The 16,271-nt window shown below is 45.6% G+C and carries 13 protein-coding genes; 10 read left to right on the top strand and 3 right to left on the bottom strand.

All coding sequences use genetic code 11. The features are described from left to right. The first annotated feature begins 177 nt into the window (after positions 1–177). From argC to BZA03_RS17285, 8 genes are all read left to right on the top strand, one after another. On the top strand, positions 178–1,191 hold the full coding sequence (argC, locus tag BZA03_RS17320; protein WP_110289424.1) for an N-acetyl-gamma-glutamyl-phosphate reductase: 1,014 nt from the start codon (positions 178–180) through the stop codon (positions 1,189–1,191). Beyond that, positions 1,188–2,033, top strand: a complete 846-nt coding sequence (gene argB, locus BZA03_RS17315) for an acetylglutamate kinase (protein WP_110289423.1) — start codon at positions 1,188–1,190, stop codon at positions 2,031–2,033. The genes argC and argB overlap by 4 nt, the downstream gene beginning before the upstream one ends. After that, the gene (locus BZA03_RS17310; protein WP_014948051.1) at positions 2,030–2,941 is read left to right on the top strand and encodes an ornithine carbamoyltransferase; all 912 of its coding nucleotides are present in this window, start codon (positions 2,030–2,032) and stop codon (positions 2,939–2,941) included. The genes argB and BZA03_RS17310 overlap by 4 nt, the downstream gene beginning before the upstream one ends. 36 nt (positions 2,942–2,977) lie before the next feature. After that, positions 2,978–4,189 carry an argininosuccinate synthase gene (locus tag BZA03_RS17305; protein ID WP_110289422.1) on the top strand — a complete coding sequence of 404 codons (1,212 nt, stop codon included), beginning with the start codon at positions 2,978–2,980 and terminating at the stop codon, positions 4,187–4,189. Positions 4,190–4,242: 53 nt separating this feature from the next. Then, positions 4,243–5,625: an argininosuccinate lyase gene (gene argH / locus BZA03_RS17300; protein ID WP_014948049.1), complete on the top strand. Its 1,383-nt coding sequence runs from the start codon at positions 4,243–4,245 to the stop codon at positions 5,623–5,625. A gap of 18 nt (positions 5,626–5,643) precedes the next feature. Further along, a complete protein-coding gene (gene argA, locus BZA03_RS17295; RefSeq protein ID WP_075177760.1) occupies positions 5,644–6,954 on the top strand; it encodes an amino-acid N-acetyltransferase in 1,311 nt (436 codons plus the stop codon). A gap of 218 nt (positions 6,955–7,172) precedes the next feature. After that, positions 7,173–9,410: an EAL domain-containing protein gene (locus BZA03_RS17290; RefSeq protein WP_110289421.1), complete on the top strand. Its 2,238-nt coding sequence runs from the start codon at positions 7,173–7,175 to the stop codon at positions 9,408–9,410. Between the two features lie 144 nt (positions 9,411–9,554). Continuing rightward, positions 9,555–10,409: an alpha/beta fold hydrolase gene (locus BZA03_RS17285; protein WP_014975488.1), complete on the top strand. Its 855-nt coding sequence runs from the start codon at positions 9,555–9,557 to the stop codon at positions 10,407–10,409. 66 nt (positions 10,410–10,475) lie between these two features. On the opposite strand, the gene BZA03_RS17280 is transcribed toward BZA03_RS17285, so the two are convergent. Together BZA03_RS17280 and BZA03_RS17275 are read right to left on the bottom strand one after the other, a co-directional pair. Next, on the bottom strand, positions 10,476–11,588 hold the full coding sequence (locus BZA03_RS17280; protein ID WP_110289420.1) for a DUF2855 family protein: 1,113 nt from the start codon (positions 11,586–11,588) through the stop codon (positions 10,476–10,478). A 16-nt stretch (positions 11,589–11,604) separates the two neighbouring features. Beyond that, positions 11,605–13,020: an FAD/NAD(P)-binding protein gene (locus tag BZA03_RS17275; RefSeq protein WP_110289419.1), complete on the bottom strand. Its 1,416-nt coding sequence runs from the start codon at positions 13,018–13,020 to the stop codon at positions 11,605–11,607. Between the two features lie 124 nt (positions 13,021–13,144). Here BZA03_RS17275 and BZA03_RS17270 point away from each other — a divergent pair, with 124 nt between their 5' ends. Then, positions 13,145–13,723, top strand: coding sequence for a TetR/AcrR family transcriptional regulator (locus BZA03_RS17270; protein WP_039219244.1), 579 nt, complete (start codon positions 13,145–13,147; stop codon positions 13,721–13,723). A gap of 48 nt (positions 13,724–13,771) precedes the next feature. Here BZA03_RS17270 and BZA03_RS17265 read toward each other — a convergent pair whose 3' ends face one another. Then, a complete protein-coding gene (locus BZA03_RS17265; RefSeq protein WP_014975484.1) occupies positions 13,772–15,247 on the bottom strand; it encodes a catalase in 1,476 nt (491 codons plus the stop codon). A gap of 437 nt (positions 15,248–15,684) precedes the next feature. Here BZA03_RS17265 and BZA03_RS17260 point away from each other — a divergent pair, with 437 nt between their 5' ends. Next, entirely contained in the window at positions 15,685–16,212 is a 528-nt protein-coding gene (locus tag BZA03_RS17260) for a hypothetical protein (protein ID WP_039225086.1), read from the top strand. The last annotated feature ends 59 nt before the right edge of the window (positions 16,213–16,271 follow it).

Genomic DNA, 16,271 nt, shown 5'->3' with positions numbered 1-16,271 from the left:
CTCTCCCCTGGCTGGCTACACGATGCATAGCGTACGACGATGCGTGCGCCTTTCTATGCTTTTGCGGTAGCACACTTTTTACCTTTGTGATGTGGTCGCGGTTAGGCAACGAATAACGCCCAACCAGTTTACAAAGGTAAAAAGTGATTTTTTTCTCCTTTTATTGAATTTTTAATTATGTACAGCGTTTCAATTATTGGTGCCAGTGGTTACACAGGGGCACAACTCGTTCAGTTGGTTATTCAACACCCAAAACTAGTATTGGCGGGCACTTACGTGTCTGAGAATAGTAGAGACGCGGGTAAGAACATTGCAGAGCTTCACGGTAACTTGGCTCACGTAAACTCTACACTTACGCCAATTTCGGATGCGGCATTAGAAGAAATGGCTGACGGTGTCGATTTTATCTTTCTTGCCACACCGCACGAGGCGAGCCACGACTGGATGCCTGTCTTATCTTCAGACAAAGCCAAAGTGCTCGATTTGTCGGGTGCATTCAGGCTAAAAGACACGAATGTCTTCGAACAGTTCTACGGCTTTCCACATACGCAAGAGCAAAGCTTGGCTCAAGCTGTTTACGGCCTTGCCGAGTGGCACGAAGCGCAAATTGCCTCTGCCGACGTTATCGCTGTGCCGGGTTGCTATCCCACTGCGAGCCTTAGTGCACTTAAACCTCTTGCTCACAATAATTTACTAGATGAAAGCGTACGCCCAGTAATTAACGCTGTTTCCGGCGTATCGGGTGCAGGTAGGAAAGCCAGCCTAACCACAAGCTTTTTTGAAGTTAGCCTGCAGGCATATGGCGTGCTAGGTCACCGTCATACCCCTGAAATTGAAGCTTACTTAGGTACCCCCGTTATCTTTACGCCGCACTTAGGTAATTTTAAAAGAGGAATTTTGGCGACCGTAACCGTTAAGGTTAAAGCTGGTACCACCAGCGCACAACTTGAACAAGCGTACACTGACGCCTATGCTGATAAACCCATTGTGCGTTTGCGCAAGAGTTTTCCAAAAATTGATGACGTTGCTCATACCCCATTTGTTGATCTGCACTGGAAGTTAGATGAAGCATCTGGATACGCAGTGATTACCGCTGCAATCGACAACGTAATGAAAGGTGCTGCCTCTCAGGCAATACAGTGCCTTAACATAATGACGAAACAACCAGTAGAGACAGGGTTAGTACTATGAGTGTTTCACCAATTGTAATTAAAGTTGGCGGTGCATTACTTGATGATGCGGCGGCAATGACTCGCTTATTTCTAAGCGTAAAAGACGTTCAAGCGACACGCCCGGTTGTGGTAGTACATGGGGGCGGCCCGTTAGTGGAAACTTTAATGGCGAGCCTTGGCCTTCAAAGCACAAAAATTGATGGCCTTCGGGTTACGCCCGATGAACATATGCCTTATATCTGCGGAGCTCTCGCAGGTTCTGCCAACAAGCAACTATGCGCAGCGGCTTTGGCTTCAGGCTTAACCCCTGTTGGTTTGTCGTTGTTAGACGGCAATATGGTGGTGTGTGAGCCACTAGCTGACCAATACGGCGCCGTGGGCGTACCGTCAACAGCAGACGCATCATTTCTAAAAAGCGTATTAGCCCAGTCAACACTACCGGTAATCAGTTCTATTGGCTCAAGCCCACAAGGTCGCCTGCTAAATGTCAATGCCGACCAAGCGGCTACGGTCATCGCCGAATTGCTTAACGCAGAGCTTTTACTTCTTTCCAATGTTGACGGTGTACTTGACGGTAACAAATTGCTAATTAGCGAACTTAACGCTGCAAGCATATCGAAGTACGCAGATGAAGGCGTTATCACCGACGGGATGAAGGTAAAAGTGGATGCGGCACTCGCGTCTGCAGAGAATTTAGGCCGCGCGGTTTACATCGCGAGTTGGGCCGCCGACATCAACGACATTTTAAATAAGAAAACGGGCACGCAAATACTGCCCTCAGCACTGACAAATACACCGTCAAAAAACGCTGATTTACCCCACACCGACTTTACGAAAGGCAATGCCGGAGAAGTACAATGAAACAGGACCTACTAACCTTTGCAGACTGGACACCCGACGCAATGAAAAACTTGCTGCAATTGGCTGTAGAAATTAAACAAGCCCCAGCAAGTTACAGCAACGTGCTAGCGGGGAAGTCAATTGTTGCCCTGTTTGAAAAGCCATCTTTGCGAACCCGCGTAAGCTTCGATATTGGTATTAACAAGCTTGGCGGCCACATGGTGTATTTAGATGTGCAGTCTGGCAAATTAGCCGGCCGTGAAGACGCAGTAGACACCGCCGCTAACCTTGCGTGCTGGGCTGACGCCATTGTTGCTCGCGTATTTTCTCACGATACGCTAGAAACCTTTTCTAAGGCGGCAAACGTGCCGGTTATCAATGCGCTGTGCGATAAGTACCACCCATGCCAAGGCCTTGCCGACTACCTCACAATGTTTGAACGCTTCGGCAAAACCGAAGGTCTTACCATGGCCTATGTGGGCGACGGCAACAATGTAACCCATTCTCTGTTAATTGTTGGGGCGCTTCTAGGTTGCAACCAAGTTGTAGTCACGCCAGAGGGGCACGAAGCGGCACCTGAAATTGTGGCGCAAGCCAAAGCTATTGCCGAGAAAACGGGTGTATCGATTGTTGAAAGCACAGAGCTTAGTGCTGCTAACGGTGCAGACGTTATCTATGCAGATACATGGCTTTCAATGGGTGACGAGACGCCACTTGAAGTGATCAAAGAAAAGTTCATGCCTTATCAGGTGAACGAAGCGTTGATGGAAGCAACCGGTGCTAGCTACGTTATGCACTGCCAACCTGCCCATCGCGATTTAGAAATTACGGGCTCGTTGATTGATAGCGATAAATCGCTATTAATGCAGCAAGCCGAAAATAGAATGCATGGCCAAAACGCCATTCTTACTCAATTACTTAACGCTTAAAAAGACGCCTAAAAGACGCTTAGAAGGATTATTTAGATGCAAAACGTTAAAAAAATCGTGCTGGCCTATTCAGGCGGGCTTGATACATCAGCCATCATTCCATGGCTTAAAGAAAACTATGGCTGTGAAGTTGTCGCATTTGCAGCAGATGTGGGTCAAGGTGATGAAGAACTAGAAGGGCTTCATGAAAAAGCTATCGCATCTGGCGCAAGCGAATGCCACATTGTTGATTTGAAAGAAGAGTTCGTAAGCGAATATATCTTCCCAACTATTACTACAGGTGCAGTTTACGAAGGTGAATACCTACTGGGTACGTCAATGGCACGCCCGGTCATCGCCAAAGCGCAAGTTGAGATTGCGCGCAAAGTAGGTGCCGACGCACTATGCCACGGCTGTACGGGTAAAGGTAACGACCAGGTGCGCTTTGAAAGTACCTTTGCTGCCCTAGCCCCAGACCTTACGGTAATCGCGCCATGGCGCGAATGGGACATGGTAAGCCGTGAAGATCTATTGGCTTATCTAGCTGAGCGCAATATTCCAACCACGGCGTCAGCAACAAAAATTTACAGCCGCGATGCAAACGCATGGCACATTTCACACGAAGGCGGCGAGCTTGAAGATCCATGGCAAGAGCCTACCAAGCAAGTGTGGACCATGACCGTTGATCCTGAAGATGCACCAGACACACCTGAGCGCGTAACTCTGTCTTTTGACGAAGGCAAACTGACTCATGTTGATGGTGAGGCACTATCGCCTTATCAAGCGCTAGTTAAACTTAATACTGTAGCTGCGGCGCATGGTGTTGGACGTATCGACATTGTTGAGAACCGCCTTGTAGGTATGAAGTCACGCGGCTGTTATGAAACACCAGGAGGCACCGTACTGCTTAAAGCGTATAAAGCCCTAGAAACTATGGTGCTAGATAAAGCTGCGCTGAAATACCGTGAGCAAATTGGTCTTGAGTTCTCACACGTGATGTACGACGGCCGTTGGTTCACTGCCCTTAACGATGCACTGCTTGCTGGCGCTGCGTCTTTTGCTAAGAAAGTAACAGGCGATATCGTGGTTAAGCTTTATAAAGGCCAAGCCACGGTTACCCAGCGCAAATCGCCAAACAGCCTTTACTCTGAAGACTTTGCCACCTTTGGTGCTGACGATGTTTACGACCAGAAGCACGCTGAAGGCTTTATCCGCCTGTTCAGCCTTTCAAGTCGTATCGAAGCACTGAAAAAACAAGGTGAACAGTAAGCTTTACCTACAAAAGTAAAGCTTAAGTCAGAACAGCATTTAAGGAGCATCACATGGCGTTGTGGGGTGGCCGGTTTGAATCCGGTGCAAGTAGTATGTTTAAACAGGTTAACGACTCGCTGCCGTTTGACCAAGTTATGGCAAGCCAAGATATTCAAGGCTCTATCAGTTGGTCGCGTGCGCTGCAAAAAGCGGGTGTATTGACCGTTGACGAACAAGCCCAGCTTGAGTCCGCACTGAGCGAGTTAAAAGCGAAAGCTGATGCAGGTGAACTAGACTTTAACGCATCTAGCGAAGAAGACATTCACAGCTTTGTTGAAGCTGCGCTTATAGAGAAGCTTGGTGACATTGGCCGTAAGCTTCATACCGGGCGTAGCCGAAACGATCAGGTTGCCACCGACTTTCGTCTGTGGGTACGTGAACATATTGCCTCACTTCGCGCTGATGTTTTAGGTGTAATAAAGTCGCTTCTTAATGCCGCCAGCCGTCATCAAGAAGCGATCATCCCAGGTTACACCCACTTACAGCGTGCACAGCCTATTCACTTTGCACACTGGTGCTTAGCTTACGTTGAAATGCTAAAGCGTGACTTAAGCCGTTTAGACGACTTGAAAGTACGCATGAATCAGTGCCCTTTAGGCTCTGGCGCATTGGCAGGTACTACTTTCCCTGTAGACCGTCATGCCATTGCTGAAGAACTGGGCTTTGACTCTCCATGCCTTAACAGCCTAGACGCTGTGTCGGACAGAGACTTTGTGCTAGAGCTTTTATTTGTAGCCAGCACCAGCATGATGCACTTGTCACGTCTTGCCGAAGACATGATTTTCTATAACTCTGGCGAAGCAGGATTCTTACAGCTTGGCGATAGCGTAACCTCCGGTTCATCGCTTATGCCGCAGAAGAAAAACCCAGATGCACTAGAGTTAATGCGCGGCAAATGTGGCCGTGTGTTTGGTTCTTTGCAGGCACTATTGGTTACCATGAAAGGCCTTCCTCTTGCGTACAACAAAGACATGCAAGAAGACAAAGAAGGCGCTATCGATACTGTAAATCAGTGGCATATTTGTTTATGCATTGCCAGCGAAGTGCTTGATTCACTGCAGTTAAACGAAGAGCGCTGTCGTGTTGCGGCGACCCAAGGGTTCTCTAACGCAACTGAACTTGCCGATTATCTGGTAGGTAAAGGTGTACCGTTTAGAACAGGTCACGATATTGCAGGACGCGTTGTGCTTCAGGCCATCGACAAAGGCTGTGCCATTGAAGATTTACCACTAAGCGACATGCAGGCTATTTGCGATAAAATTGAAGACGATGTATACCCGGTACTACAGCTAGAGTACGGCGTGAATCAACGCAATATCTTGGGCGGCACCAGCAAAGAAACCGTGACGAAAGCACTGTATCAAGAGCTGGAAGACCTGGATAAGCAAGGGTAGCGACAAGGAACTGCTTAGATGGTATTAGCGCATCATGACGGCATAAAACTGTTTCGCAGTTCACTGCCCTATATTAATGCTCACCAGGGAAAGACCTTCGTATTGATGTTCGGTGGCGAAGCCATCGAACATCCTAATTTCCCTAATATTATTCACGACATTGCGCTGCTTAACAGCTTGGGCGTGCGCGTGGTCGTAGTGCACGGTGCCCGCCCGCAGATTGATCAGCGCGTAGCCCTTCGCAACATCGAAGGTCGCTTTGAAAGCGGTGTACGCATTACCGACAAACAAACCCTTGAGTGCGTTAAAGATGCCGCCGGCTCGGTACGCTCTCAGGTAGAAGCCCTACTGACTATGGGGCTACCAAACTCACCCATGCACGGCTCGCAAATACGCGTGTGCTCTGGCAACTTGGTCGTTGCCAAGCCAATGGGCGTGCGAGGCGGCGTTGATTTTGAAAACACCGGTTTAGTGCGTCGTATTGATACCACCGGCATTAACGATCATTTAAACGATGGCTCGATTGTGTTGCTATCGCCTATGGGCTATTCATCAACGGGAGAAGTGTTTAACTTGTCACACGAAGATGTAGCTACGCAGGCGGCTATAGCCCTTAAAGCTGACAAACTTATCGTATTTTCGAATTTTGATGGTGTATACAACCGCGAAGGTCGTTTACTTCGCACCATTGAACGCCCTCAACTAGAGCAGTTGATCATGGCAGGCGACATTACCACCGAAGATACGGTGTTAAGTGCCCTTACCACCAGCGTTGCTGCCGGCGTGCCTCGCGCTCACTGCATCAGCTTTGAAAAGGATGGCGCATTGCTACAAGAACTGTTTACTCGTGACGGTACAGGCTCGCTAGTAATGGAACATCATTACGAACAGCTGCGTGCAGCGACCATCGAAGATGTGGGCGGTATCTTAAAGCTGATAAAACCGCTAGAAGAAAGCGGCGTGTTAGTGAAGCGCTCTCGTGAGCGTTTAGAGAACGAAATTAACCAGTTTATAGTGATAGTGCGCGACGGCATGATCATCGCCTGCGCAGCTTTGTATTTATACCCTGAAGACGGCTGTGCCGAGTTAGCCTGCGTGGCAACCCATCAAGACTATCGAGGCAAAAACCGTGGCGAACGGATTTTAGATGAAGTGCGCGCCCGTGCTAAAGAAGCCGGTATTAACAGCATTTTTGTACTGACCACAGTTACCGCACACTGGTTTTTAGAGCAAGGGTTTGAACCTGCTGACATAAGTGCGCTACCTGCCGTGAAGAAAGAGCTGTATAACTTCCAGCGTAATTCTAAAGTATTCACTTTATCGGTATAAGGCCCTACGCACTAAGCCCAATCAATTTAGACGTTTCCTTATTGTTAATTAGTAAGGAAACTTCCCTCTCCTTTTTATATCATATTGAATATATTAGCGTTATGACTATGTTTATTGCTACCACTCACATTAGCAAAGGGTTATATTAAACCATTCACTCCGGTGAATTATTTGCAACACTCTAGTATTGAACTTATTTAAACGTCAGCGGTTTACTAGTGATTTCTCGAACAATAAGAATTTTAAAACACTATCTTTTACTTGATGAAGATAACCTAAGAACCACCGATGCTGACGTGTGGCGCCTCAGTGTGCTGCGCACTATTCTGCTCATTGGCGTTGTCCTTACCTCGGCCATCGTGGCGCACTCTTCATATACTGCGTATGTACAGGAACTTTATTATGTTATGTACTTAACGCTGGGCTTCACTGCTTTTCTCTTCGCCACACTTTCGATAGGCTTGAAGCATATAAAGATCGCTTCTGCGTGCTTAGTTTTAGCGGTAGTTGGAGCTTCCCTGTGCATACTCTTCTTCACAATAGACTTAGAATCGGCGCGTTATGGCTTACTTTTGCTGTTTACGCTGCCTATTATTGTTCGAGTTTTGTATGGGGTGAAAGCATCCATTGCGACCATGCTATTCAATCTCATTCCGTATTATTTACTGCTGAACAATACGCAAGTATCTCCTTTGTTCGGCATTGATATTACATTGCCGGATACCCATACGTATTTAGCTTCGTTAATTTTCCTGTTTTTCAATTTCTGCATTCCAATGGCTGTACTGCGGGTCATGTCGTCATTAGAAAAACAGTCTGAGCACAATTTATTACAAAGCAAAAAGCTTAATAAACTTGTTAGCCGTTATCAGGAAATTTTTAACAATGGTGGTACACCGTCTTTCTTTTGTGACGAACAAGGACGCATAATTCAGGCTAACAAGGCTGCAAGAGCGCTAGTCAAAAAGTACCGGCCAGAGAGTGAATATATTCAAGATCTCTTCTCTTTATCTCACCCCATTACAAAGGGCGTAAACCAACACGCTTCCATTTTTAATGCACCCGAACGAGAATTTAAGCTTCAACCTGCTAGCCTTGAGCATCACAAAAAACAACTTATCCACTGCCATGACATATCCGCCAATAAAAAAAGCTTGATGGAGTTTGATGCATTCAAGAAGCAGCAGTATGAGAAGCACTATTTTAATGAACTAACGGGACTGAAAAACCATCACTTTTGGAAAATAGCGGAGTCGAGCGAGAGTATTTTAAATCGACATATTGTCCTGCTGAAACTGGCTAACCTCAGAGAAGTAAACCTGCAATACGGTTACAGTCAAGGTGATCAGCTGCTTTTAAGCGTAGCGACACTTTTACAAAGCGAATTTACAAATGATGTCTCGGTATATCAATTCCCTGGCGCTAAATTCTTATTTACCGTAAACGGCAAACATCTTTCAACACAAAGTATAGAACATTATCTTGAGCGTCGATTGCCCACCAGCATGGTTATCAACTCAGCGCGAGGCACTGTAGAACATATGCTGAAATGGCGAGCGGGGCATTATCATGCCAGTCGTGAAATTAGTTTAGATGCGGCCGCCGAGTGCTGCGCAATAGCGCTAAGCCAAAGCGATGAATTCGCGCCGTACATCTCCTTTAGTATCAATACGGTGAAAACTATTCGAGAAAATACGCAACAAAAAGATAAGGTAAAGGCCCTTCTTGATAATGGGTGTCTTGCTTTGTATTTGCAGCCTCAGGTGTCGCTCCATGGCGTTACGGTGGGCTACGAAGTGCTGGCAAGATTGAAAGAGCCAAAGTCTGGTACCGTTCTTCAACCATTTCAGTTTCTGCCTTTGGTGGAAGAAAACAAATGGGAAGTACTGTTCACACAAAAAATTATCGATGGCACCTTGGCACTTTTAGACAAGTGGCCTAGCAACCTACCCAAGGTCCCCCTAGCGATTAACTTATCGGGGCCAGAACTACTTAGCGACCTCTTTTATGAAAAGCTATTACGTCGCTTCTCAGAGAGCCCTGAGCTCGGAGAACGCCTTAAATTAGAGCTAACAGAGACGTCTGTATTAGCCAGCCATTACGAGACTAAGCGACGCTTAACGTCGTTAGCCAATGTGGGAGCAACCATTATTATTGACGACTTCGGCACTGGTCACGCATCACTTTCCCAGCTTATTGATATGTCTGCTAGCGTTATAAAGGTAGATAGAGAGTTTGTAGAAAGAGTAGAAACGTCTGAACGACACCGCAAGATTGTTAAGATGACTCTAGACCTCGCTAAGAGTCTAGACATGCAGACCATTGCCGAAGGGGTAGAAACACAGGCGCAGCTGCGTGTACTTAAAGACATGGGTTTCAATATTTTCCAAGGGTATTTATTTGGAAAACCGGCTCCTATTGAGCATTGGATTAAGACGGCAAAAGCACGCGCATAAAAACATGAAAATCGCGACTTGCGTTCAACATGTGTAATTATCAGAAATTGAAATAGTCGTACTATTGCAAATCTTAACAATCGGCGCTTTACTGGTATGACCAGAAGCGTAACGAAAACTAAAGTATGCCTTGTGAGCAAGACGATGACAAAGGACATTCAAGTAACCTGTGAAGATGGTACTCATCTAGCAGCTTCACTTTTCACTCCACATTCCCCCGCTAAAGCTGCAGTTATGATTGGCCCTGCAACGGGTATAAAACGGCAATTCTACAGCGCTTTTGCCGCCTATTTATGTGAACAAGGCTTTGGTGTTATCACCTTCGATAACAGAGGTATTGGCGGTTCGGTAAAAAGCAGCGTTAAACAAAGCGATGCGTCGTTGGTAACATGGGGCGAGCAAGATATGCCAGCGGTGCTAGAGACATTGAAAATTCATTTCCCTAACGTCCCCTACTTTCTTGTTGGTCATAGTGCAGGTGGTCAGCTGCTGGGTTTGATGCATAATGTGCACGACCTTACTGCCTTTTGTAATTTTGGTAGCTCTTCGGGCAGTCTGAGAAACATGCGTAAAAGCTATTTGCTAAAAGCCCATTTCTTCATGAATTTCTACATTCCCGTGAGTAATTTACTGTTCGGCCATACTAAATCTCAGTGGGTCGGCATGGGAGAGCCACTACCTAAAAAAGTGGCCCGTCAGTGGCAAAAATGGTGTAACGGTAAAGGCTACGTAAAAACAGGCTTTGGCAGTGATGTTAACGAGCATCACTACGACACCATTCAGATACCCTCTAAATGGCTGCTCGCCAACGACGACGATATTGCTAATATTCATAACGTTCACGATATGATTAGCGTTTTCCCCAATATGGAAGCAGAAGTTGAGGAGCTAGATCCACAGGCCTACAACGTAAAAGAAATAGGTCACATGAAGTTTTTCTCCCGTAAATGTCAGCATTTATGGCCTAAGGTCACCAATTATTTTAATCAGTATGTGTGATATTACCCTCGAGCGAGCGCTTTTTATCAAAGCGCTCGAACTCAATATGGGCGCTCTGGTTACGCGCTAAGCAAGTGTGTATATTCTTCCTTCATTTGAAGGAATGAGGCCTTGCTGATGTTCGCTAAAGTCATCTTGTAGCGCGCTCAACCCTTCACGCTCTTTAACGTTTAACCAACCGGCGCTCCACACAATGGCTTTTGATACAAACCCGCTACTTAACTTCTGGTACTCAGCAACCCCAATCTCAGACATACGCTGCTGTATATGAGCAGGAGCAAAGAAGAACTCCTCATCGCTTGACGGCTTAATGTCCTGCCAGTGAGTAAGCCCTACGCTGATGTATCTTGTTAGGTGTTCACCAAGTTTATGTTTGATGGATGCTTTGACCTGAGCATTACCTGACATGTCGACCACAACAGTGCTTTTCAGTTGCAACATGTCCAGCTGTTCATAACCAATAACGGCGCTATATACACCCAATGCTTCTAGTGATGCAACACGCTTTTCAGAGGTTACACCTATTGCGTTAATACCGGCTTCTTTAAACGCAAAAGCAAGCCCTAAACTGGTTTTGCTTGAAGCACTTAATACTAATAACTGCTCTCTTTGTGCCCCAGGTATAGCATCGACCACTTCTGATAAACAAAAGGATGTTGCGTAAAGCGGCCACAGCAACATCTGAAAGTTTTCTTGCTCGTGCTGCTTAGTGCTTATTTCAGCGTTAGCGTGGGCCGTTAGTGAAGGAAGTGGTCGGTAGACATTATACCCTTGGGGCAACTTCAAACGATGAGGGCTACAGTCTATTAAATTGTTGTTTGTCACCGTAGTGTTAGCCATAACCAAATATTCAGCGGGCGGGAAATAACCAAGGAAACGACTTCCTACTTCTACCGCATCGTTGTCAGAGCTAATTACTTGACCCACGCCCCATACCGGAATAACCCCCCAGTTTTCGTTACTACTTGTATTAATGGGTGGAAAAAACTGCCAATAACCAAGCTTGTCACCCACCATATAATAGGTCAAGTTATTGGCAGTAAACGCGAACCTTTCAATTTTGATTACTACGTTTTTTGCCTTTCCAGCACCCTCTGTCTGCGCGTTATCAGGGCTATCAACTGTTTGTATTATCCGAAAGCGATTTGGGTTCGTTTTGTCTATTTGAAACTGTTTCATCGATATTTATAACCTTTTAAAGCTGTCCGCTCGCTTTTAAGCTGTGTATGTAAGTCATCAGCTTTTGCATGGCCGGTGCCGCTGCTTGCTTCAATCGCCCTAACACCTGCATTTTTTGCATATCGTCTTTTGCCACGCCGTGTACTATTTTTGAAAAGCCATCTAGTCGACAATGGTAGATCCACGCTTTAAGCGCTGGGTCTTCACCCCAAATTTGCATGTTTCGTAACATTGCTGCAGTCATTGGTAACCAATCGATGTCGCGATTAGGCAGCGGGACCACTTGTGTCAGCATCTGCTTTTGTTGTTCATCGCTGTAGGCCGCCTCAACGTGAGCAATAAGCGCCGCACTAAAAACAGGTTGATAGGCACGCACTGTTTGAGGGGTGATGGTGTCGCCATCAAACACCGCTTTCATCTCTAAATTAGTAAGTGCAGAAGCTGAGCAGTCAATAACCAACGCGTTATCTGGCATACTCCACGTTGTATCTTCAAATCTGAGCTTATCGCGGCTGATATGTTTAACCCGACCTTGTCTAACGACAGATGGTAGAGTTTGTAAGGCTTTAAGCTCTAATTCGCTCACCGTTGCGCCGTGAAACATACTGGGTCTTACTTTCTTATCAATACGCAGTAAAACGCCCCGCTCTTCTAGTTTGTCGAACATATCCTCGATGGAACTTGACGCAGCGATAGCTTCCATTTGGTTTGCTTGTGCCCCAATAGAGTCAAAGAAGAATTCATCTAAAGGCTGGGTATTTTTCCGGTTCAGTAACCATGCATCTCGCGATACTACCCAGTGGATATTATGCGGGGCGACGTGATTTTCAAGTAGCCATAGGCAGGTATCAATACCCGTTTTACCCCCACCAACAACCACATAGTTGTCAAAGCCTTCAATCATTTGAACCACGGTATTAACCGGCGTAAATGCAACGTCGTCTTCGCGGGTAAAGCTAGGTGTATGAGTAAGCGGAATATTAGTGTTTAGATAAGTGGCATCAACAATTTTCTTGTTAACCGTAACGTTATAGTGCTTGCTATTTAACATAGAAACAAACTGGTTATTGCCCTTGTATTCGCAAAGCGGGTAATACTGCACTCGGTTTGAAGGCAAAAAGGTTTCGTTCATTACCGCATCGAAATACGCACTCACTTCTTGGCCTGAAGCTAATCCCATTAGGCCTTCATTCAATCCTGTTTTATTAATAACGCCACGATTTAACTCTTTTGAACACACGCCGTAAAAAGCAGAAGGCTGGTGAAGGGTGACAAAGGGATAAGCATAGTTCCAATGCCCTCCGGGCTTCGCATTTTTATCTATAATCAAAATGTTAGCGTTAGTTTCGTGAAGTAGTACATCAGCAAAAGCCATCCCTACCGCGCCAGCACCAACAATTAAATAATCGCAGGTTAATTGCTCAGTTTTCATATATAGTGTCCTTATGAACAACCTGCGGGCAGGCAGGTTAAGTGTTAAACCAAGAGATATAACGGCGTTATAAAACCACTTTACATAACGGTGTTATATTGCGCAACATGTAAATGATGTGTAAATGAAAAAAGATACGCGACAAAAGATCTTAGACGCTGCCTCAGCACTGTTTTTGAAAGGCGGAACGAATGCACTTAGCGTGCGCGCCATTGCTGACGGTGCGGGTATGTCAACGATTGGCATCTATAGCCATTTTAAAGGTAAGCAGGGTATTTTAGATGCGCTCTACATTGAAGGTTTCGAATTAGTTGAGCGTGAAATGTTGGCAGCCGATGGCAATACTGCGGCAGAAAAAGTGATTAATGGATGCGAGCGTATTTTAACGTTTTCAGAAACTCATGCGGCCCATTATCGACTAATTTTTGCTTCTAATTTGAAAGACTATACGCCATCAGATGAAGCTATCGAGGCAGGTGAAAAAGCCTTTATCACGCTAACTAAGCTTACCGCTGCGTTAATTAAAAAAGATCTGTCTGTTGAAGAAAAGCAAGATGTAGCTATGCAAGTATGGGCACTAAATCATGGTTATATTACGTTGAATCAGCACGAAATTAGCAACCGTATTACTTGGAACAATTGGAAAGAGCGCGCACTTCAGGCCATTCGCTTGCACGTTTACGCCCTAGTCGCTACCCAGTAAAAAAGGGGTCAGAGTACATTTTTATAAAGTACTCTGACCCCATTTACTCTATTTGCTGGCTACAGCCTTTCTTACCCGTTCGCCATAGTCGCTATCAGCTAGATCGTATTGCACAAACATGGCTTCTTGAACGTCCTTCGTTGCCTGGCTTAAGCCGTCAGCAATGTTGTTAACCAGCTGTTGTTTTTGATCTTCACTCATTATGCGGTAAAGGTCACCGGCCTGTGAGTAGTTATCTTCGTCACGGTTATCGTAAATATCTAACCATGCGTCTTGCTCTAGCGGCATAGGCGGCTCTTGAACCTCTGGTGCTTCAGCCGGCTCACCAACTCGCGCGCGATTATTTGGATAGAAGTTGGCTCCACTTCCTGCAAGTGCTGGGTTAATTCCCGCAAAGGCTCCATCTCGTTGATAATTGTGCACTGGACAACGCGGCGCGTTTACCGGTATTTGGTTGTAGTTTGCACCAATACGGTATCTGTGCGCATCTTGATATCCAATTAGTCGCGCTTGAAGCATTCTGTCTGGTGACGCACCAATACCCGGTACCAAATTGCTCGGCGCGAACGCTGCTTGCTCAGTTTCTGCAAAGTAGTTATCAACATTACGGTTTAACTCCAACTGACCTACTTCAATTAATGGAAAGTCGCTGTGTGGCCACACCTTCGTTAGGTCAAACGGATTAATGTGGTAATTACGCGCTTCCTCTTCATTCATAATCTGCACATTCACGGTCCACGATGGAAATTCGCCGTTATCAATGCTTTCGACCAAGTCTTGCTGAGCGCCATAAGCAGGCATCTTTGCCGCTTCTTCGCTAGTTAGCGTTTTAATACCTTGGTTAGTTTTAAAGTGCCATTTCACCCAATAGCGTTCGCCTGCGTTATTCCAGAAACTCAACGTATGAGAGCTATAGCCATTCACATGACGATATGAAAGTGGAATACCGCGATCAGACATCAAGATTGTCGATTGGTGTAATGACTGAGGGTTGTTCGCCCAAAACTCATACACGGCCTGCGGGTCCGGCAAATTCGTACGCGGGTTTTTCTTTTGACTGTGAATGAAGTCAGGAAACTTGATGCCATCTCGTAAGAAGAATACCGGAGTATTATTTCCTACCATGTCCCAGTTTCCCTGTTCGGTATAAAACTTCACTGAGAAACCACGAGGATCACGGGCATAGTCACTTGAATCCTGACCACCACCTACGGTAGAAAAGCGCAAAAACACGTCGGTTTTTTGCCCCTCTTTTTGCAGAAAGTCTGCAATAGTGTAGTCAGATAAGCTCTTAGTTAGCGTAAAGGTGCCATATGCAGCACTGCCCCTTGCGTGAACTACACGCTCTGGAATTCGCTCGCGGTTGAAGTGCGCAAGCTTCTCAAACAAATAATGGTTGTCGAACGTAACCGGCCCGCGTGGCCCCGCTGTTCGACTCTGATTATCATTGGCAACGGGCGCACCATTGCTAGACGTTAGCGTAGTAGGTTTTATAGCTGCACCTGAAAATGGACACTTACTCATTGCGAATTCCTTCTGTTTATTTCTCACCGATTTTTAGTCTTACTAAAATTGGGTGTCAGTGTGTGATTAAAGAAATGGTGTTAATCACGCTTTTCGTTTAAACAGATAGTCGCTGATTTAATAAAACAATTAAAACAAACAAAATAGATAGTTATAATCGTAATTACTGAATCATTGTCCAAAATTGGTTTCATGCTTAGAATGCATTGATGTGGTGTTATCGAGACAGCAAATACGCGAGGCTTTTTATGTCGCTGTATTTAATGTCAGGTAAGCGTTAAGCGGCGTCTCGCCTGTTATTAAGCCAGCACAAGGACGCTTTAAGGCCACAGCACATTTGTCTCTCTGCGTATTACTTTTATGCAATGTAAGTCTAGCTTTGGCCTCTGTCCGTAACTAAAGAGACAAAAGTTTGTCTAATGCTAAGGGCTTGAGACATGACAAAGCCACTCATCTTCATTACTGGTTTTTTAATGCTGTGCTTGATTACTTTTGCGTCTTGGAAAACCTTTGAAACATTAAGCCATTTCAACGATAAAAATAACGAGCTTTCTTTTATGGGCAGCTCAGGATGGCAATGGCACAACAAATCTCAGGGGCTTCAAATAAAACGAGTCGATGGCTATTTGCCTGCGCTGAGAAAAGTATCTAAGAGCAAAGAATATGCATCGCTCATTACCATTACAGAAAACGGCAGCTATCGCGGCTTTGTGTTTTTCGACCAAGATTGTGAAGAAGGCGCTATTGTCTCTGAGAAAGTAACTTACGCCGATACCAAATCACCACAAATTGAAGTGTTGCACTGCCTTCATGGAAAGCTGGTGTACATGAAAAACTGGCCGGCAGTACCCACCGAACGCTGGAGAGGTCGTGTGGGCAATTTTGAATTTAATGAAGCTTTGAATGAGTGGGATTTCACACCACTTCAAAAAGCCTATTTGAAGAGTGTTGCAGAGCTCATCTGAAAATTGGGGTCAGAGTACTTTTTTAAGCTATCGGGCCAGAGTAAGTTCTGACCCCGTTT

This window comes from Alteromonas sp. I10 (genome assembly GCF_003201515.1).
Classification (GTDB): domain Bacteria; phylum Pseudomonadota; class Gammaproteobacteria; order Enterobacterales; family Alteromonadaceae; genus Alteromonas; species Alteromonas macleodii.
This window is presented reverse-complemented; position numbering and strand designations above follow the sequence as displayed.

What these genes read in the sequence shown, in the direction of transcription:
- argC (WP_110289424.1), top strand. Translation starts at nt 178, where the DNA reads ATGTACAGCGTTTCAATTATTGGTGCCAGTGGTTACACAGGGGCACAA.
- argB (WP_110289423.1), top strand. Translation starts at nt 1,188, where the DNA reads ATGAGTGTTTCACCAATTGTAATTAAAGTTGGCGGTGCATTACTTGAT.
- BZA03_RS17310 (WP_014948051.1), top strand. Translation starts at nt 2,030, where the DNA reads ATGAAACAGGACCTACTAACCTTTGCAGACTGGACACCCGACGCAATG.
- BZA03_RS17305 (WP_110289422.1), top strand. Translation starts at nt 2,978, where the DNA reads ATGCAAAACGTTAAAAAAATCGTGCTGGCCTATTCAGGCGGGCTTGAT.
- argH (WP_014948049.1), top strand. Translation starts at nt 4,243, where the DNA reads ATGGCGTTGTGGGGTGGCCGGTTTGAATCCGGTGCAAGTAGTATGTTT.
- argA (WP_075177760.1), top strand. Translation starts at nt 5,644, where the DNA reads ATGGTATTAGCGCATCATGACGGCATAAAACTGTTTCGCAGTTCACTG.
- BZA03_RS17285 (WP_014975488.1), top strand. Translation starts at nt 9,555, where the DNA reads ATGACAAAGGACATTCAAGTAACCTGTGAAGATGGTACTCATCTAGCA.
- BZA03_RS17280 (WP_110289420.1), bottom strand. Translation starts at nt 11,588, where the DNA reads ATGAAACAGTTTCAAATAGACAAAACGAACCCAAATCGCTTTCGGATA.
- BZA03_RS17275 (WP_110289419.1), bottom strand. Translation starts at nt 13,020, where the DNA reads ATGAAAACTGAGCAATTAACCTGCGATTATTTAATTGTTGGTGCTGGC.
- BZA03_RS17270 (WP_039219244.1), top strand. Translation starts at nt 13,145, where the DNA reads ATGAAAAAAGATACGCGACAAAAGATCTTAGACGCTGCCTCAGCACTG.
- BZA03_RS17265 (WP_014975484.1), bottom strand. Translation starts at nt 15,247, where the DNA reads ATGAGTAAGTGTCCATTTTCAGGTGCAGCTATAAAACCTACTACGCTA.
- BZA03_RS17260 (WP_039225086.1), top strand. Translation starts at nt 15,685, where the DNA reads ATGACAAAGCCACTCATCTTCATTACTGGTTTTTTAATGCTGTGCTTG.